Origin of the sequence: Phytohabitans kaempferiae (genome assembly GCF_042433955.1) — a bacterium.
GTDB classification, from domain to species: Bacteria; Actinomycetota; Actinomycetes; order Mycobacteriales; family Micromonosporaceae; genus Phytohabitans; species Phytohabitans kaempferiae.
In genome coordinates, this window is the sequence record NZ_JBHLUH010000043.1 from 1 (window position 1) to 16,843 (window position 16,843).

Sequence of the window (16,843 nt, forward strand, 5' to 3'; positions counted from 1 at the left end):
ACGGCTGCCCGCGTCCGACTAGATCACGACCTCGAACGAACCAAAGAACCAACGACGCCAGCGAGCGACCAACACCGATTTTCAGCCCGGAACGGGCCGCCCGCCAGAGGCGACAGGGACTAGATCCAGGAACGCCAGGGACGACAGCACGCATGAGGCGACGAACAGGATCACCCCGGCGTTCAGCGCCAGGCGAGCACCCGACATCGGGACAGGCTCTCACAGGGATCGTGGTCCGCGTTGCCCACCTCGATGCGGCGAGGTCGGCTCCGCGGGCGTGCGGGCCGGGCTGCTCCTGCGACCGCGGAAGGTGCGTCCGGTGATTATGCTCTTTGCTTGCGGCAAATCACCCAAATCCTGTGACTCCGGACCCTGATAATTCAATGTGCTAGCTCGCCTCAGTCCACATGGGGCATCCGGCCCGCCAGGTAGTCCGCGATCTGTCGGCGCATGGTCGGGTGGATATCTAGCCCATCCAGCTCGCCCGGCGCGAACCAGCCAACGTCGCTTGCCTCGTCGTTGGCCGCCGGAGCGCCGCCTACCGGTCGGGCGAGCAGGGTCACCTCGTACTCCTGCCGCACCTCACCGTCGGTGTACGCCACGATGTGCCCCGGGTCGGAATAGATGCCGACAATCCCGGTCACCTCGACGTCGACGCCGGTCTGCTCCCCGGTGGGTGGGTCGACGGCATACGGGGCGGACAGGCGGGAAGGCGTGTGACCTGTTAGGTCACGTCAACGAGCTGGAGCCCGTCGTAGGTCGCGAAATCGGCGAAGTCCTTGGTGTTGAAGGTGGCCAGCGGCAGGCCCTCAGCCAGGCAGCAGGCCGCGATCCAGGTGTCGTTGACCGGCCGGGGACGCCCGCGGAGTTGCGCGCGTGCCTGGAGGTCGCCCCAGGTCGTCGCCACGCGCTCGTCGTACTTCAGCACGGTGACGTGCTGCCGCCAGGTCGCGAGCGCGGCGCGTCGCTGCGGTCCCCAGCTCCGGATCGCGGTCCACTTGGTCAGCTCCCCCAGCGTCACGAACGTCATGCAGGGTGTCTTGGTCGCCAACCAGGTGTGGAGGCGATCGGGAAGGCGGCCCAGGAAGCTCGCGGAGGCGACGTCGGTATCGAGTACGACGAAGCTCACGCCATGCCGGCCCGGCGGGACGCGTACAAATCGGCGAGGAACTCGTCCAGCTCTTCATCTGACTCGAACATGCCGGGCACGACCAGCTCGTCCGCCGAGGCGAGCGGACGGACGCCCTGCTGGCGCGCCTGCTCCTCCACCGGCACGTGCTCGTCGCCGGCCGGCCGCTCGGGCAGCCACTCTGCGTTGCTCGACGTCATGGCGCTCACCTCCTCCGCTCGACGCTCGTCCTATCTTCTCACCGCTGGCGCCTGGTGCCAGACGCCCAAAGGGGTATATTCACGGCGACTCGGGACTACGACGCGTGCAGCCGGAAGAGCCGCTGGGCGGTGGGCTGGCCGCCGCCAGACGGCTGCCCCCGTTATGCGGACTGGTCCTCCACGGTCACCTCCGCCTTGAGGATTTTGACGGCAAAGTATGGCTTGGGGGTTTACTCGTCGGCATGGACGACCGTCTGAATGAGTTCCAGCGGGAAGTGCGTGACTTCGCCGATGCGCGTGACTGGCAGCAGTTTCATACGCCGAAGAACCTGGCCATGGCCCTCGCCGGCGAGGTGGGCGAGTTGCTCGCGGAGTTGCAGTGGCTCACGCCGGAGGAGTCGGCGCGGGTGATGGCCGACCAGCAGGCGGGCGGCCGGGTCGCGGCGGAAATGGGCGACGTGATGATCTACCTGATCCGGCTGGCGGACGTGCTCGGCCTCGACCTGGTGGACGTCGCCCGGGCCAAGCTGGCCGACTCCGCCCGGCGCTACCCGGTCGGATGGATGCCGGCGTCAGTCGGGGGCGAGAGCGTCTGAGGTCAGCAGCGATCTGACCCCCAGCTTCGCCGCCACCTTCGCGCCGCAGTCGTCGACCACCGCGGCGCAGCCTACGGCCGTGGCGCCCAGCGTGTGGACCACCTCGTACAGCGCGCGGACCTGGGCGCCCGTCGTCACCCAGTCGTCGACCACCAGTACGCGGTCGCCCGGGCCGATGTGCCGGCTGCGCACGCCGAGCCCCAGTGTGCGCCTCCGGTAGTCCGGTGCCGTGCGGGCCCAGGTCACCGGCTCGGCGATCTGGCGGTCGGCGCCCTCCTTGAGGCCGGGCACGAAGCCGGTGCCCAGCGCGGCGGCCGTGAGCGGGCCGAGCAGGTAGCCGGTCACCTCGGGCGAGACCACCACCGTGGGGCGGTCGGCGCGGAACAGGTCGGCCAGTGCCGGGCCCAGGGCGGCGAGGATCTCCGGGTCGCGCCACCAGCCGGACATGTCGCTGACCAGATGGCTGCTCTCCGGGCCGGGATCGATCCACCTGAAGGCGCTGATCAGGCTTTTTGCGAGGTCGCCCACGGAGACCATCTTCCGCCAGTGGGACAAGCGACCCACAGCCCCTCGTTCGATTGGCTGAACGTTTCATCGCAAAGCCGTACGAAAGCCATAGATCACTTTGACAGTGGAAGCGGGCCGCTGGCTACGGTCCGGCGGTGACGGGAAAGCATCACCGCAGGTCGAAGGCGAGTCGGGCGAGTGTCGTGGCCTCGGCGGCCGTGGTCGGGGCGCTGCTCGTCGGCGGCGGGGTCGGCGCGGTCCAGTTGGTCGGCGCCCGCAGCCCCGAGACGAACGTGGAGACCACACCGCCGGCCACCACGCCGACGCTGGCGGCCACCAGCGCGGCGCCGACGCCCACACCATCCACCACGGAGCAGCGGGCCTCGCGTGGCAACGCGCGTGCCGCTGAGCCCAGCCCGACGCCGAGCAGGACCGAGGCGCCCAGGGCAACCAGCAGCCCCAAGCCGCGCAGCGAGCAGGTTACCGCCACCGGGAGCTGCGGAGCCTCCTTCTACCACGAGCCGCAGCCGACCGCGAACGGCGAGCAGTTCGACCCCGAGGCGCTGACCGCCGCGCACAAGACCTGGGCGTTCAACACGCGTGTGCGAGTGACCAACCCGGACAACGGCAAGTCGGTCATCGTGCGGATCAACGACCGCGGGCCGTACATCGACGGGCGTTGCATCGATCTCTCCCGGGCGGCGTTTCGGGCAATCGCCTCGCTCGACCTGGGGCACATCGATGTGCGCTACGAGATTCTGAAATGACCAGGTGAGCGGCAACCCCCGGCCAAGCCGATCCGGAACTTTGCACCAGGTGGCCAAAACCCCATCGGACGAGGGGCCAACTTCGTTCAGTCGCGCCCGTCGATCAGGCATGCTGTTCGGCGTACCTATGCGTTTGTTACCGCCGGGTCGACGCCCGATGAGTTCTGGTTCCCGCGCCGGCCTCGGCGCGGCCCTTGTGCTGCTCGCACTCGTGTCCGCGATCGAGCTCGCCGACGGCTCCGAGGCGCGCTACATCGGGCTGATCGTGGCGGCTCCCTTCCTGGCCGCGGCGTTCGCCTCGTGGCGCGTGGTGTTGGGCGTGGGCGTGCTGGCGACCGCGGTGGGCGGGGCGTTTGCCCTGGCGGGCCACGAAAACCGGCTGGCCAACGCGACCATCGTCGTGGGTATCGGCCTCGCGACGGCCATCGCGGCCGCGGTGGCCTTCATCCGGGAACGGCAGGCCGAGCGCATCGCCGAGCTGTCCCGACTCGCCTCGGTAGCGCAGCAGGCGGTGCTGCGGCCGCTCGGTCCCCAGGTCGGCACGCTGGCGGTGTCGGGGCGCTACATCTCGGCGACCGCGGCGGCGGACATCGGCGGCGACCTGTACGAGGCGCTCGACACGCCGTACGGCGTCCGCATGATCATCGGGGATGTGCGGGGCAAGGGCCTCGACGCGGTACGCCTGGCCAGTATCGTGCTCGGCTCCTACCGCCACGTGGCGTACGAGCGGGCCGACCTGCGCGCGATCGTCGCCGACCTGGACCGGGCGGTGGCCCGCAGCGTCGGCGACGAAGACTTCGTGACCGCGGCGCTCGTGGAGGAGCGGGGCGGCACGCTCACGATCGTCAACTGCGGCCATCCGGCTCCGCTGCTGCTGCGACGGGGCGAGGTGATCCCGCTGGAGCCGCCCGCGCCGGCGCCGCCGCTCGGCTTCATGCCAGTCGTCCGCCCGCGGGTCGAGCGCCTCGAGCCCGGCGATCGGCTGCTGCTCTTCACCGACGGGCTGGGCGAGGCGCGGCGGGATGGCGAGTTCTTCCCCACCGCCGACCGGGCATGGCGGCTGCTCGGCCACGGCACGGTGGGCGATGGCCTCGCCTCGCTGGAGACGGCCCTGGTCGAGTGGGTGCACGGCCGCCTCGACGACGACATCGCGCTGGTGCTGATGGAGTACGCGGGAGCCCGCCCCGTCACCGCTGCCGCGGTGCCGAGCTGGGAAGTAGGCGCGCCAGAAAGCTGAGCGCCAGACAGCCGAAGCGCGACATGCCGCGCTGGGAAAGGCGGCGCGCCAGAGAGCTGAGCGCCAGAACCAGCCAGAGCGCCGCGCAGCCAACGCGCCCAAAAAGCCGGCGCCAGTCAGCCAAGCGCCAAGGAGCCGGGCGTCAGAGAGCTGGGCTCAGCGGGCGCGGTGCCGGCCCACGTAGCGGCGCCGCAGGTTGGGGTCGGCGAGCAGGGTCAGAAACTTGGCGATCATGGCTACCTCCCCGGTGCCGTCCGCCTTCAGATGGCGGGTATCCGAACTAACGAGGCACATCGACTCGCCGTGACGATATTGTCGGCGTGCCGACTTGCTTACGGGGCCAATCGCCGCTAATGGGACAAAACATCACGCTGTGGCGACGGTCACTTTCGCCGTCTCCTTGTCGGTTCTTACTGGCCGGTAATAAAATCGAACTTACTGACCGGTAACCACAGCCCGGGAGCGGGGGCCAACGAGCATGACGCACTACAAGAGCAACATCCGGGACCTCGAGTTCAACCTCTTCGAGGTCTTCGGCGCCGAAGGGCAGGTGTTCGGGCAGCCGCCGTACTCGGATATCGACGGGGACACCGCCCGCAGCATCATCGCCGAGATGGACCGCCTGGCGCGCGAAGACCTCGCGGCCGGCTTCTCCGCCGGTGACCGCACACCGCCCGTCTTCGACCCGGCCACGCACTCGGTCGCCATGCCGGAGGAGTTCCGCAGGTCGTACGACGCCTTCATGAAGGCGGAGTTCTGGCGGCTCGACCTGCCCGAGGTGATCGGCGGCACGCCGGCGCCACGGGTCTTCTGGTGGGCGCTCGCCGACATGGTGCTCGGCTCGAACGCGCCGGTCTGGATGTACGCCTCCGGCCCCTCCTTCGCCACCACGCTGTACCGCGAGGGCACGCCCGAGCAGAAGGAGTGGGCGAAGCTCTTCGTGGAGAAGCGCTGGGCGTCGACCATGGTGCTCACCGAGCCGGACGCCGGCTCGGATGTGGGCGCCGGGCGCACGCGCGCGATCCCGCAGCCCGACGGCAGCTACCACATCGAGGGCGTGAAGCGCTTCATCACGAGCGGCGAGCACGACTTGGCGGACAACATCATCCACTACGTGCTGGCCCGCCCGGTCGGCGTCGAGGGCGCCGGCGGCCCGGGCACCAAGGGGCTCTCACTCTTCGTCGTGCCGAAGTACCACTTCGACCCGGCCACCGGCGAGCTGGGCGAGCGCAACGGCGTCTTCGCCACCAACGTCGAGCACAAGATGGGCCTCAAGGTCTCCACGACGTGCGAGCTGACCTTCGGCGAGCACGGCACACCGGCCAAGGGCTGGCTCCTCGGCGACGTGCACGAGGGCATCCGGCAGATGTTCCTGATCATCGAGTACGCCCGGATGATGGTCGGCACCAAGGCGATCGCGACCCTGTCTACCGGCTACCTCAACGCTCTGGAGTACGCCAAGGAGCGCGTGCAGGGCGCCGACCTGCTTCAGACCGGCGACAAGACCGCCCCGCGCGTGACGATCACGCATCACCCGGACGTGCGGCGGTCGCTGATGATGCAGAAGTCGTACGCGGAGGGCCTGCGGGCGCTGGTCATGTACACGGCGACCTGGCAGGACCGCATCAACATCGCCGAGGCGGCCGGCGACGAGCGGGCGGCGAAGGTCGCCAAGCGGATCAACGACCTGCTGCTCCCGCTGGTCAAGGGCGTCGGCTCGGAGCGGGCGTACGAGATGCTGGGCCACGAGGCGCTCCAGACCTTCGGCGGCTCCGGCTACCTCCAGGACTACCCGCTGGAGCAGTACGTCCGCGACTCCAAGATCGACACTCTGTACGAGGGCACCACTGCCATCCAGAGCCTCGACCTCTTCTTCCGCAAGGTGGTCAAGGACGGTGGCAAGGCGCTGATGACCGTGGCCGGCGAGATCCAGGCGTTCCTGGAGACCGAGGCGGGCAACGGCCAGCTCAAGGAGGAGCGGCTGGCGCTGGGCAAGGCGCTCGCCGAGGTGCAGTCGATCCTCGGCACGATGACCGGATGGCTCGGCGAGGCGCAGGGCGGCGAGCCGCGCGCGCTGTACAAGGTGGGCCTCAACTCCCGCCGCCTGCTGCTCGCGCTCGGCGACCTGATCCTCGCGTGGCTGCTCCAGCGGCAGGCCGACGTGGCACTGCGCGCGCTCGCCGGTGAGCCCTCGGCCGCCGACAAGTCCTTCTACGAGGGCAAGGTGGCGGCGGCCCGGTTCTTCGCGCACGAGGTGCTGCCGCGCATCGGTGCCGACCGCCGGATCATCGAGTCCACCAACCTCGACCTGATGGACCTGCCCGAGGAAGCCTTCTAACCAGCACGCGCTCGCCGTTCGCCGAGGCGAGGCCGAGACGCGGACATGACGTCCGAGGGCCGGACGACGACCAGCGGCGCGGGCGCCCAGAACGATGCCGGGCGGTGGTTTCATGCCACCGCCCGGCATTTCGCTGCGCATCGCCCATAACGGACGCTGTAATGGGCGGATGGGCATCGGCGGCGGGATTTTCCTGATCGCGCTGGGCGCCGTACTGGCGTTCGCGATCCGCGTGGATCCGTGGTGGATCGACATCAACACGGTCGGCGTGGTGCTCATCCTCGCCGGTGCGGGCGTGCTGTTCGTGACGCTGTGGTACTGGCACGACCGGCGGCGACGCGTCATCCGTTCGTGGGTCGAGGAGAATCGCCTCTCCCACCAACGAGGCGATGGCGGTACGAAGCCCCCGATCCCGCCCGACGCGCCGCCCCCACCGTCTCCGTCCGGCTAGGGCCTGCTCCGTCAGGGGCAAGCCCGGCCCGGACGACGACCGGGCCGGGCAGGGTGGGCGCATCAGCCGCGTGCGGTGTAAATCTCCGCGAGCGGCACCTTGCCGGGCATGCAGTCGGCCCACGCACCCTCGAAGGTATGTACCGCGATGCCGCTCGTGCGAAGGCCGTCCGAATCGCGAGCCGCGGTCGGGTCGAGCAGGCCCGACAGGTCGGAGATGGTCGGGTTGTGGCCGATCACCAGCACCGCCGCGCTGCCGTCGGCCGTGGCGCGGATGAGATCGAGCAGATCGCTCGCCACCCCTCCGTACACCATGGGCTCATAGCGGACCTCGGGCCCGGAGCCTCGCAGTCCCACGGCGACCCCGTGCCACGTCTGGCGGGTCCGCTTCGCGGGCGAGCAGATGACCTCGGCGGGCAGCAGCTCGCGGCGGGCGAGCCAGGCGCCGACGGCGGCCGCGTCGGCGTGTCCGCGCGCGGTGAGCGGACGGTCGATGTCGGCGGTGCCCGCGGGGCGTTCGGCCTTCGCGTGGCGCAACAGCACGATGGTGCGTTCCGTCATGTGTGACAGCTTGCCTGATTGAGGGAGGAAACACCTGGGTATGGAACCCACATGGGTATCGGTGGAAGCATTTTCCTGATCGCCTTGGGTGCGATTCTCGCGTTCGCGGTCGAGTTCGACCTCGGTTGGCTCGACATCAACGTCGTCGGCTGGGTGCTGATGGTCGCTGGGTTCGCCGGTCTCGTGCTCACCCTGTGGTTCTGGCAGAACCGGCGCCGTGCTGCGACCACGGTGGTCGAGCCGACCGAGCGAGTGGTGCCCGTGCAGACCGAGCGGATCGAGGAGCGCCGAGAGGTGCGGCGCCCGAGCGGCCGAGTCTACGAGTAGAGCGCGAAGTAGATCGCGATGTGGTGGCAGAGCGCGGCCACCAGCGTGCAGGCATGAAAGAACTCATGGTGGCCGAAGACCGTCGGCCACGGGTTGGGGCGGCGTAGCGCGTAGAAGACGGCACCGACCGTGTACGCCACGCCGCCCACGATCAGCAGCACCAGCGCGGCAGGCCCGCCGTGGCGACCGATGTCGGGGAGTACGGCGATCGCGACCCAGCCCAGCCCGACGTACAGCGGCGCCGACGCCCACCTTGGCGCGTGCGGCCACACCAGCTTGAGTGCCACCCCGCCCACCGCTCCCGTCCACACGATCGCGAGCAGGATGGTGGCCGGCTTGGTCGGGAGCAGGAGCACACAGAACGGCGTGTACGTGCCCGCGATGAAGATGAAGATCATGGAGTGGTCGAGCCGCCGCATGATCTGGAAGCCACGCGGTGACCACACGCGCCGGTGGTAGAGCGCGCTCGTGCCGAAGAGGCCGCACACCGTGAGGCTGTAGATCACGCAGCTCACGATCGGTGCGACGCCCGGCCGGGTCGCGGCCAGCGAGCAGAGCACGATGCCGCAGACCGCGGCCACGAAGAACGCGTACGCGTGCAGCCAGCCGCGCATCCGCGGCTTGCCCACGTCGACCGGGCGGAGCCGGACAGGTGCCTCAGTGGTCACCGCTCCAGGTTACGGCACCGTAGGTTACTTGCAAGTAGATGCGAGGCATCGGGCACGATGACGTCATGCACATCCGCCGCGCCGGAGCCGCCGCCCTGCTGATCGAGTGCGCGGACGAGGGCGAGGTGGAGGCGTGGCGGGCCGAGCTGTGGCGCCGCCGCGAGCGCGGTGAGCTGGCCGCCGCCGAGGTCGTGCCAGGCGCGCGCACCGTCCTCCTCGACGGCCTCACCGACCCCCAAGAGACGGCCGGCCTGGTCGCGGGCTGGGCACCGCCGCCGCCCGCCGCCACCGCGCCGGGTCCGCTCATCGAGATCACCGTCTGGTACGACGGCAGCGACATCCCCGACGTCGCCGCGCATTGGGGGGTACCGGTGGAGGAGGCGGTGGCGCGCATCGCCGGCACCGAGCTGCGGGTCGCGTTCTGCGGCTTCGCGCCCGGCTTCGCATACCTGACCGGGCTGCCGTGGCCGGTGCCTCGACTCGACTCGCCGCGACCCCGCGTGCCGGCCGGCTCGGTGGCGCTGGCGGGGGAGTACGCCGGGATCTACCCCACCGCCTCGCCCGGCGGCTGGCGGCTCGTGGGGCGCACCGACGCGGTCCTCTTCGACGTGCGGCGAGACCCGCCCGCGCTGCTGGTGCCGGGCGCGCGCGTACGGCTACCCGCGGCATGAGTCGCGGAGCGAAGCGGAGCGCGAATGTTCCGCGGTCTGTTGGCGGGAGGGCCGCATGAGGCGCGAAGCGGAGCGGGAGGGCCGCATGATCGAGGTGCTCCGCGCCGGACCGCTCACCACCGTGCAGGATCTCGGGCGGCCCGGCTTCGCCCACCTCGGCGTGCCACGTGCGGGCGCGCTCGACGGCCCGGCGCTGCGGCTGGCCAACCGTCTCGCCGGCAATCCCGAGGGCGCGGCGGCGCTGGAGGTGACCGCGGGCGGTTGCTCGCTGCGGCTGGCCACGGCCGGGACGGTGGCGTTGACCGGGGCGTTCGCGCCGCTCTCCGTGGGCGGGCGGCCGGCTGCTTTCGCCCTGCCCGTGCCCGTACCGGCCGGTGCCGTCGTCACGGTGGGGCGGGCGGTGCACGGCGTGCGGTCGTACCTGGCTGTGGGCGGCGGGATCGCGGTCGAGCCGGTGCTCGGCAGCCGTTCGGCGGACACGCTCTCCGGGCTGGGACCGGCGCCGCTGCGCGACGGTGACCGGCTGCCGGTGGGCGCGTACGTCAGCCCATCCACTGTGGACTTCGTGCCGTGGCGGCCGCCGCCCTTGTCGCTGGCGCTCCGGATCAGGCTGGGGCCGAGGGCGGACTGGTTTACGGCCGAGGCGGTGGCGGCGCTGCTCGGCACGGCGTACACCGTCAGCCCGGTCAGCAACCGCGTCGGCGCGCGACTGGCCGGCGCGGCCCTGCCCCGCGCGGTGGCCGGGGAGCTGCCCAGCGAGGGCATCGTGCTCGGCGCGGTGCAGGTGCCGGCCAACGGGCAGCCGTTGATCTTCCTGGCCGACCACCCCACCACCGGCGGCTACCCGGTGATCGGCGTGGTCGACGACGTCACACCGCTCGCGCAGGCGGTGCCCGGTACTACCGTGACCTTCCATGGACCTGAACGCTGACCTGGCCGAGGGGTTTGGCGCCTGGCGCTTGGGCGACGACGACGCGCTGCTCGACGTGATCACTTCGGCGAACGTGGCGTGCGGCTTCCACGCCGGCGACCCGACCACGATGCGGCGCGTGTGCGCGGGCGCGGCGGAGCGGGGCGTCGCGGTGGGCGCGCAGGTCGGCTACCGCGATCTGGCGGGCTTCGGGCGGCGGCGGATCGAGTACGCCTTCGAGGACCTGCGCGACGACGTGCTCTACCAGATCGGCGCGCTGGACGGCTTCTGCCGCGTGGCCGGCACGCGTGTGCGGTACGTCAAGCCGCACGGCGCCCTCTACAACACCGCCGCGGCCGACGAGGCGCAGGCGGCGGCGGTGGTGGCGGCCGTGGTCGACTACGACCGCTCGCTGCCGGTGCTCTGCCCGCCCGGCTCGGTGCTCGCCCGGCTCGCGACCGGCGCGGGGCTGCGGGCGGTGGCCGAGGGCTTCGCCGACCGGGGATACCAGGCGAGCGGCGCGCTCGTACCGCGTACGTCGCCGGGCGCGCTCGTGAAGTCGCCGGACGAGGTGGCCGCGCGGGCGGTGCGGATGGCGGTCGAGTCGTCGGTGCGGGCCGTCGACGGGGTCGAGTTGCGGCTGCCGGTGGAGTCGATCTGCGTACACGGGGACACGCCAGGTGCCGTGGCGCTGGCGCGCGGCGTGCGGGCGGAGCTGGAGCGGGCCGGTGTGGTGCTAGGCCCCTTCGTCCAGGCCCCGCAGGATGAGCGGTAGCCGGGCCGCGCCGGCCCCGGTCACGTTGACGGGCACGCCCCAGTCCTGGCGCGTGAGGTGGCAGGCGGCGTGCTCGGCCTCCGCGTCGCAGGTCGCGGCCTGCGCCACCACCTGTAGGACCCCCTTCGGTACGGCCGGATTGAGCACCAGCCGCCGGGACAGGTCGGTCGTCTCCCCGCCACCGTCGAGCAGCAGCTCGGGCGGGGAGGCGGAGACCTCCAACCGGGTCGGCGGGCCGAATGACTCGTCCAGCTTCTGCCCCGGCGCCGGCGTGAAGATGACGTCGAGCGTGACCTCGCCCGGAGCCAGGTCGGTGGGCGGTCGCTCGGTGCGGTGGCGGGCGCCGGCGATCGTGGCCGCCCGCGGTATCGCGCCCGGTGCGAGCCGTACGATCCGGTGCGCCGCCGATTCGACGACGAGTACACCGCCGTCGGCCGTGAGCACCACGTCGCTCGGCTCGGCGAGGTCGGTGGCCACAGTGGACACGGTGTCGGTGGCGGGGTCGTAGTGGCGTACGGCGCCGTTGTAGGTGTCGGCCACCAGCACCGAGCCGTCCGGCAGGGCGCACACGCCGAGCGGATGCTGGAGCAGCGCCTCGCCCGCCGGCCCGTCGACGTGGCCGAAGTCGAAGAGCCCTTGCCCAACCGCCGTGTGCAGCCCGCCGTCCTGCACGTAGCGGAGGGCGGAGGTCTCGCTGTCGGCGAGCCACAGCCGCACACCGTGCGCGCTCAGCCCGGACGGCTGCGCGAGCCACACGTCGGGGAGGGCACCGTCGCGGAGCGCCTCGACGGTCGTGCCCGCGTAGACGCCGGTGGTCCGCTTCACCGGGTCAAACCACCACAGCTGGTGTATCCCGGCCATGGCGACGATCACGCGGTCGCCGTACCAGGCGACATCCCACGGCGAGGAGAGGTCGGTCGCGCGGGCGTCGTGCGCATAGCCGTCCACCGTGGAACGCCAGGGTCGCCCGCTGCCGGCGACCGTGGTGACCTCGCCGGTCTCCAGGCGTACACCGCGGAGCAGGTGGTTGACCGTGTCGGCGACCACCACGTCGTATCCGGCCACGCCCGCCTCGTGCTCCGGGAGCAGGCACAGCCCTTGCGGCTCGGAGAAGGCCGCGACCTCTGGTGCGCCGTCGGTCCGCCCGCGCTCGCCCGAACCGATCCGGCGAACGACAGTCTCGCCGTCGGGGGCGAGCTCGACCAGCGAGTGGTGGGCCGAGTCGGAGACGAGCAGGTTGCCGCTGGGCAGTACGAGCGCCTTGCCGGGGAAGCGGAGCGTGGTCACCGGCTCGGCGGGCGGCACGTACGGCCCGTCGCCGCGGTGCAGCGTGCCCTTGGCCTCGTGTTCGAGGATCAGCTCCTCGACCAGCAGGCTCAGCCCTTCGGCGTGCCCCTCGCCCGCCATCGAGGCCACCACGTACCCCTCGGGATCGACCACGGAGAGCGTCGGCCACGCCTTGGCCGCGTACTGCTCCCAGGTCTCCATCCGTGGGTCGTCGAGCACGGGATGCGCGACGCCGTACCGCTCGACGGCTGCCGCGAGCGCGTCGGCGTCCCGCTCGTGCTCGAACTTCGGCGAGTGCACGCCGATGATCACGAGCACGTCGCCGTACGCCTCCTCGAGTGGCCGCAGCTCGTCGAGTACGTGCAGGCAGTTGATGCAGCAGAACGTCCAGAAGTCGAGCAGGACGATCTTGCCGCGCAGGTCGGCGAGCTTCAGCTCCCGGCCACCGGTGTTGAGCCATCCCCGCCCACGCAGCTCGGGCGCGCGTACGCGGGCATGGCGACCCGTCGGCGGCGGCTCGGCGGCGGCCGCCTCCGGGTCAGCCACTGGCCGCCGGCTTGAGGCAGAGCACCTGGTCCTTGCCGCCGTCACCAGCGAGCACGATGTGTGGCTGGCTCTTGTCGGCGCACTTGTCCGGACTGTCCTCCTTGGACACGACCGTGAACGCGTTGGCCTCACCGCACTGGGCCTTGACCGCGCCGCTGGTGCCGGACTGCTTGACGCAGCTGCCAACCTCCGGGCTGAAGGCGCTGTCAGAGCCGCGCAGCGTGAGCAGCCACACGATGCCGAGCGGCACGATCACCACCAGGGCGGCGGCGACCATGACGAGTAGGAAGACGCGCAGGTTGCGCTCCTGCTGCTGCGGCGGCGCCTCGTCCGGCTGCGCGGCGTCGGAGGCGGCGGTCGGCTCGGGCTGGAACGCGTTGAAGCGGTCCTGCTCCTGATCGCCCTCCGGCTGCACGCCCCAGCCCGGTGCACCGTTTTGCGGCAGTCCCGGCGGCATGCCGGCGGCGGCGGGGAAGGTGGCAGTGCCGTGCGGCGGCCCCTGGTGCGGCTCGAATCCGCCGGGCGGCCCGTGCGGTGGCTGGAACCCCTGCGGCGGCTGGAACCCCTGCGGCGGCTGGAACCCCTGCGGCGGCTGGAACCCCTGCGGCGGCTGGTATGCCATCGGCGGCCCAGGCGGGTCATGCGGTCCGAAGCCGTCGGGCGGCCCCTGCGGCTGCCCGAACCCGGGCGGCCCCTGGTGCGGCTCGAACCCGCCAGGCGGCCCCTGCGGCGGCTCGTAGCCCCCGGGCGGGGGCGGGTACGGCGGCAAGGGCGCGGGGGCCGGCGCCGCGCCGAACCCCGCCGGGCTGGCCGGTGCCGCCGGACTGCCCGGCCCCGGTGCGCTGGTGAAGACGCCGGTCGGCTCGGAGTACGGCCCGGCCGGCGAGGCAGGCGCTCCCGGAGGCGCGCTGGGCGGCGGCGGTGCGACCCGTGCGCTCGCCGACACGCTGCCCTGGCGGGGCGGCGGCGGTGGTGGTGGCGGGGCGTCGTCTTCGGGGTCGGCGGGCGCTGGACGGCCGTAGACGCGCGGCTGCGGGCTCGACGCCTGCGGCGGCATCGGCTGCTCGGTCGGCGGCGTGATGCGGCTCGCCACGGGCACGGAGGCACTGGCCGATACCGGCTTGTCAGCGCCGGGCGTGCGCGGCTGCGGTACGGGCGGCGGCCCGTCCGCGTGCGGCGGGCCGAACTCGTGACCATTTGAGCCGAATGGCCCGGCGACCGGCACCGAGGCGGCCCCGGCGGGCCGTGGCGCATCGTCGCCTGCTCCGAAGAGCCCGCGACCAGGGCCCGGCTTGTCTGGTGGGGGCGTGCCGAGGTGCGCGCCCGGGACCCGGACCTCCTGCCCCTCGAACGGCCGCGGTGGCGGAGTGTCTTCCCGCTCCGGCTGGCGGTGCCCGGTGTCGAAGCGCGCCGGCTCGAAGCCACCGCCCGCGTCGGCACGGTCATGGCCGTCGGGCTCGAAGCGCCCGGCGCCCGCACCAAACGGGCCGCGCTCGAAGCCGCCAGGTGCGCCCGAGTCGGCGTTGCCCGAGTCGAACGGGCTGCGCTCGAAGCCGGGGCGGACCCGCTCCGCGTCATCCCGATCCGCGGGTCCGGCGCCGAAACCGTGGTCATCTGCCCGGTCGGGGTCGAAGCCAGGCTCACCGGGCTGGTGAGGTGCGAAGCCACGGGCTGGGGGCGTCGCGGCGCCGAACGGGCGGCCGGGCTCGAAGCCGCGGCCTTCCGGCGTCGCGGCGCCGAACGGGCGACCAGGCTCGAAGCCATCAGCCTCCGGACGGTCGGGAGCGCCGCCCCCGAAGGGCCGTCCCGCCGCGAAGCCTTGGTCGTCGGCCCGGTTGGGGTCGAAGCCAGGCGGTCCGGCCTCGAAGCCCCGCTCGCTGGGCGCTCCGGCGCCGAAGGGCCGGTCTGCCGCGAAGCCACGGGCGTCCGGCTGGCCGGCCTCGAAGTCGCGCTCGCTGGGCGCTCCGGCGCCGAAGGGCCGGTCTGCCGCGAAGCCACGGGCCTCCGGCTGGCCGGCCTCGAAGTCGCGCTCGCTGGGCGCTCCGGCGCCGAACGGCGGGCCCGCCTCGAAGCCGCGCTCGCTCGGCGCTCCGGCACCGAAGGCTCGGTGCGGCTCGAAACCACGGTCGCCGGCGCGCGCCGGGTCGTGGTCGGGACCGTCGGACCCGGGGCCGTCAGCCTGCCCAGGCTCGCGGCGGCTGGACTCGAAGGCTCCCGGCCAGGCCGACCCGAAGCCGGCGGGCTCCCGCCGACCCGCGTCGAAGCCGCCGCTCTCGTGCGGGGGGCCGTCAGCCTGCGGCCGGCTCAGCGCGAATCCGCCCGGCTCCTGCCCGCCAGGGCCGAAGGCGCCGGAATCCGGCTCACCGTCGCGCGGACCGCGCTCGCCCTGACCGAAGCCCTCGCGGCCCTCGTGGTTTTCGTGGACCTCGCGGCCGAAGCCGTCTCGACCGGCCGGCCCGAAGCCCTCCCGGCCCGGACCGGCTCCTGTGGCCGGTCCAAAACCGTCGCGGCCGAAGCCCTCGCGCCCAAAGCCCTCGTGCGGGGCGTCGCCGCCCCCCGCGGGACCGAAGCCTTCGCGAGAGCCGTCGCGGCCGAAGCCTTCGTGTGGGGGGTCGCCGCTCCCTGCGGGACCGAAGCCTTCGCGAGGGCCGTCGTGTCCGAAGCCCTCGTGCGGGGAGTCACCGTGCCCGGCGGCGCCGAAGCCTTCACGGCCACCGAAGCCGCCCGCGCCGAAGCCGCCACGGTCGCCAGGGGCAGGCGCTCCGAAGTCGCGCGGGCCCGACCCGAAGTCGCCCCGACCGGAGCCGCCGGCACCGGATTCGTGGCCTGGGCCGGCATCGCGGCCGGGATCGAAGTCGTCGTCACGCGCCCCGAAGCCCTCGCGGCCGCCTCCACCGAAGCCGCCGCCCTCGGGACCGCGCGCCTCGAAGGCACGCGCCTCTGGCGGTGCGCCGGCGAAGCCACCGCCGTCCGCGCCGAAACCGCCGCCTGCGCCGAACCTGCCGTCTGCGAAGCCGTCCGCCCCGAAGCCGCCGCGCGCGGCATCACCGGAGCTGTCGCGTCCGCCGGCTGCGGCGCCGTCCGGGTCGAAGCCACCGCCGAATCCGCCGGGCTGGGGGTGGGCACCGCCGAAGGCAGCGTCGCGGGACATCGGCTCAAGTGGCTCGAAGCGGCCGGGCTCGCGCTTGGGGAGCCCGCCATGCCCGGCGGCTCCCGAAGAGTCGAAGGGTCCGGGGTCGGCAGGCGGCGGAAAACCCTGGCCAGGCTGATATCCAGGCCCGAAGCCGTGCCCCTCCGGCGCCCCCGGAACAGCAGCGCCCGGAACAGCAGCGCCCGAAACAGAAGGACCGAAAGCAGGAGGACCCGCAGCGGAAGCGCCCGAAACCGGAGCGCTCGACCCGCCCGATACAGGCGCGCCGGAAACAGAGGCACCAGACACCGGGGCGCCGGAAACCGACGCCGAACCGGAGACCGAAGCCGAGCCGGAGGCGGGGCCTGAGGGCGGCGGCGGGTACGAGGTGGGGGGCGGTGGCCAGGCGCCCGCTGGCGACCACGCCTCGGGCGGCAGGCCGACCGGCTCGGCGGCCGGCCGGGGCACCGAGGCGGAGCCCTGCGGTACGGAGGCGCGACCGCTGCCGCCACCGGGCTCGCGCACCGGCACCGAAGCCGATCCGCTGGCACCGGTGGACGGCGAGGTGTTGGGGGGCGGCGGGTATGCGGCCGGGGGCGGCGGGTATGCGGCCGGGGGCGGCGGATAGGCGCCGGGCTGTGGGGACCAGCCGGCGGGGAAGGCCGGTGCGGGCGGAGCTGGCTCGGCGCCACCTGGCGGCTGTGCGCCCCACGCGGGGGCACCCCACTCGCTGTCGTGCGCCGG

18 protein-coding genes are annotated in these 16,843 nt (G+C 72.6%); 9 read left to right on the plus strand and 9 right to left on the minus strand.

Going from position 1 to position 16,843, the window contains the following annotated elements; all coding sequences use genetic code 11:
- Positions 1-398: 398 nt before the first annotated feature.
- From ACFFIA_RS21995 to ACFFIA_RS22005, 3 genes are all read right to left on the minus strand, one after another.
- On the minus strand, positions 399-644 hold the full coding sequence (locus ACFFIA_RS21995; RefSeq protein ID WP_377253501.1) for an NUDIX hydrolase: 246 nt from the start codon (positions 642-644) through the stop codon (positions 399-401).
- Positions 645-724: 80 nt separating this feature from the next.
- Complete coding sequence (locus tag ACFFIA_RS22000) at positions 725-1,129, minus strand: type II toxin-antitoxin system VapC family toxin (protein WP_377253502.1); 405 nt, start codon at positions 1,127-1,129, stop codon at positions 725-727.
- A complete protein-coding gene (locus ACFFIA_RS22005) occupies positions 1,126-1,329 on the minus strand; it encodes a hypothetical protein (protein ID WP_377253503.1) in 204 nt (67 codons plus the stop codon). Before ACFFIA_RS22005 ends, ACFFIA_RS22000 begins: the two co-directional genes overlap by 4 nt.
- Positions 1,330-1,571: 242 nt before the next feature.
- On the opposite strand from ACFFIA_RS22005, the gene ACFFIA_RS22010 reads away from it, so the two are divergent.
- A complete protein-coding gene (locus ACFFIA_RS22010) occupies positions 1,572-1,925 on the plus strand; it encodes a nucleotide pyrophosphohydrolase (RefSeq protein ID WP_377253504.1) in 354 nt (117 codons plus the stop codon).
- Here ACFFIA_RS22010 and ACFFIA_RS22015 read toward each other — a convergent pair.
- The gene (locus tag ACFFIA_RS22015; RefSeq protein ID WP_377253505.1) at positions 1,902-2,453 is read right to left on the minus strand and encodes a phosphoribosyltransferase family protein; all 552 of its coding nucleotides are present in this window, start codon (positions 2,451-2,453) and stop codon (positions 1,902-1,904) included. The two genes, ACFFIA_RS22010 and ACFFIA_RS22015, sit on opposite strands and share 24 nt — an antisense overlap.
- 134 nt (positions 2,454-2,587) lie before the next feature.
- On the opposite strand from ACFFIA_RS22015, the gene ACFFIA_RS22020 reads away from it, so the two are divergent.
- Together ACFFIA_RS22020 and ACFFIA_RS22025 are read left to right on the plus strand one after the other, a co-directional pair.
- Positions 2,588-3,199, plus strand: coding sequence for a septal ring lytic transglycosylase RlpA family protein (locus tag ACFFIA_RS22020; RefSeq protein WP_377253506.1), 612 nt, complete (start codon positions 2,588-2,590; stop codon positions 3,197-3,199).
- 109 nt (positions 3,200-3,308) lie between these two features.
- On the plus strand, positions 3,309-4,436 hold the full coding sequence (locus tag ACFFIA_RS22025; RefSeq protein WP_377253507.1) for a PP2C family protein-serine/threonine phosphatase: 1,128 nt from the start codon (positions 3,309-3,311) through the stop codon (positions 4,434-4,436).
- A gap of 156 nt (positions 4,437-4,592) precedes the next feature.
- On the opposite strand, the gene ACFFIA_RS22030 is transcribed toward ACFFIA_RS22025, so the two are convergent.
- Positions 4,593-4,730: a hypothetical protein gene (locus ACFFIA_RS22030; RefSeq protein ID WP_377253508.1), complete on the minus strand. Its 138-nt coding sequence runs from the start codon at positions 4,728-4,730 to the stop codon at positions 4,593-4,595.
- A 184-nt stretch (positions 4,731-4,914) separates the two neighbouring features.
- Here ACFFIA_RS22030 and ACFFIA_RS22035 point away from each other — a divergent pair, with 184 nt between their 5' ends.
- Together ACFFIA_RS22035 and ACFFIA_RS22040 are read left to right on the plus strand one after the other, a co-directional pair.
- Positions 4,915-6,774: an acyl-CoA dehydrogenase gene (locus ACFFIA_RS22035; RefSeq protein ID WP_377253509.1), complete on the plus strand. Its 1,860-nt coding sequence runs from the start codon at positions 4,915-4,917 to the stop codon at positions 6,772-6,774.
- Between the two features lie 169 nt (positions 6,775-6,943).
- The gene (locus tag ACFFIA_RS22040) at positions 6,944-7,225 is read left to right on the plus strand and encodes a DUF6458 family protein (RefSeq protein WP_377253510.1); all 282 of its coding nucleotides are present in this window, start codon (positions 6,944-6,946) and stop codon (positions 7,223-7,225) included.
- 62 nt (positions 7,226-7,287) lie between these two features.
- Here the strand turns inward: ACFFIA_RS22040 and ACFFIA_RS22045 are convergent, their stop codons facing one another.
- Positions 7,288-7,785: a SixA phosphatase family protein gene (locus ACFFIA_RS22045; protein ID WP_377253511.1), complete on the minus strand. Its 498-nt coding sequence runs from the start codon at positions 7,783-7,785 to the stop codon at positions 7,288-7,290.
- A 51-nt stretch (positions 7,786-7,836) separates the two neighbouring features.
- Between ACFFIA_RS22045 and ACFFIA_RS22050 the strand changes: the two genes are divergently transcribed.
- Positions 7,837-8,112 carry a DUF6458 family protein gene (locus ACFFIA_RS22050; protein WP_377253512.1) on the plus strand — a complete coding sequence of 92 codons (276 nt, stop codon included), beginning with the start codon at positions 7,837-7,839 and terminating at the stop codon, positions 8,110-8,112.
- Here the strand turns inward: ACFFIA_RS22050 and trhA are convergent.
- Positions 8,103-8,780: a PAQR family membrane homeostasis protein TrhA gene (trhA, locus tag ACFFIA_RS22055; protein WP_377253513.1), complete on the minus strand. Its 678-nt coding sequence runs from the start codon at positions 8,778-8,780 to the stop codon at positions 8,103-8,105. The genes ACFFIA_RS22050 and trhA overlap by 10 nt on opposite strands.
- 65 nt (positions 8,781-8,845) lie before the next feature.
- On the opposite strand from trhA, the gene ACFFIA_RS22060 reads away from it, so the two are divergent.
- Genes ACFFIA_RS22060 through ACFFIA_RS22070 form a run of 3 tightly spaced genes read left to right on the plus strand, consistent with a single transcriptional unit; the run spans position 8,846 to position 11,136 of the window.
- Entirely contained in the window at positions 8,846-9,451 is a 606-nt protein-coding gene (locus tag ACFFIA_RS22060) for a 5-oxoprolinase subunit B family protein (protein WP_377253514.1), read from the plus strand.
- A 55-nt stretch (positions 9,452-9,506) separates the two neighbouring features.
- The gene (locus tag ACFFIA_RS22065; RefSeq protein ID WP_377253515.1) at positions 9,507-10,382 is read left to right on the plus strand and encodes a 5-oxoprolinase subunit C family protein; all 876 of its coding nucleotides are present in this window, start codon (positions 9,507-9,509) and stop codon (positions 10,380-10,382) included.
- The gene (locus ACFFIA_RS22070) at positions 10,366-11,136 is read left to right on the plus strand and encodes a LamB/YcsF family protein (RefSeq protein WP_377253516.1); all 771 of its coding nucleotides are present in this window, start codon (positions 10,366-10,368) and stop codon (positions 11,134-11,136) included. Before ACFFIA_RS22065 ends, ACFFIA_RS22070 begins: the two co-directional genes overlap by 17 nt.
- Here ACFFIA_RS22070 and ACFFIA_RS22075 read toward each other — a convergent pair.
- Complete coding sequence (locus ACFFIA_RS22075; protein WP_377253517.1) at positions 11,098-12,969, minus strand: NHL domain-containing thioredoxin family protein; 1,872 nt, start codon at positions 12,967-12,969, stop codon at positions 11,098-11,100. The two genes, ACFFIA_RS22070 and ACFFIA_RS22075, sit on opposite strands and share 39 nt — an antisense overlap.
- The gene (locus tag ACFFIA_RS22080) at positions 12,962-16,120 is read right to left on the minus strand and encodes an LppU/SCO3897 family protein (RefSeq protein ID WP_377253518.1); all 3,159 of its coding nucleotides are present in this window, start codon (positions 16,118-16,120) and stop codon (positions 12,962-12,964) included. The genes ACFFIA_RS22075 and ACFFIA_RS22080 overlap by 8 nt, the downstream gene beginning before the upstream one ends.
- Between the last annotated feature and the right edge of the window lie 723 nt (positions 16,121-16,843).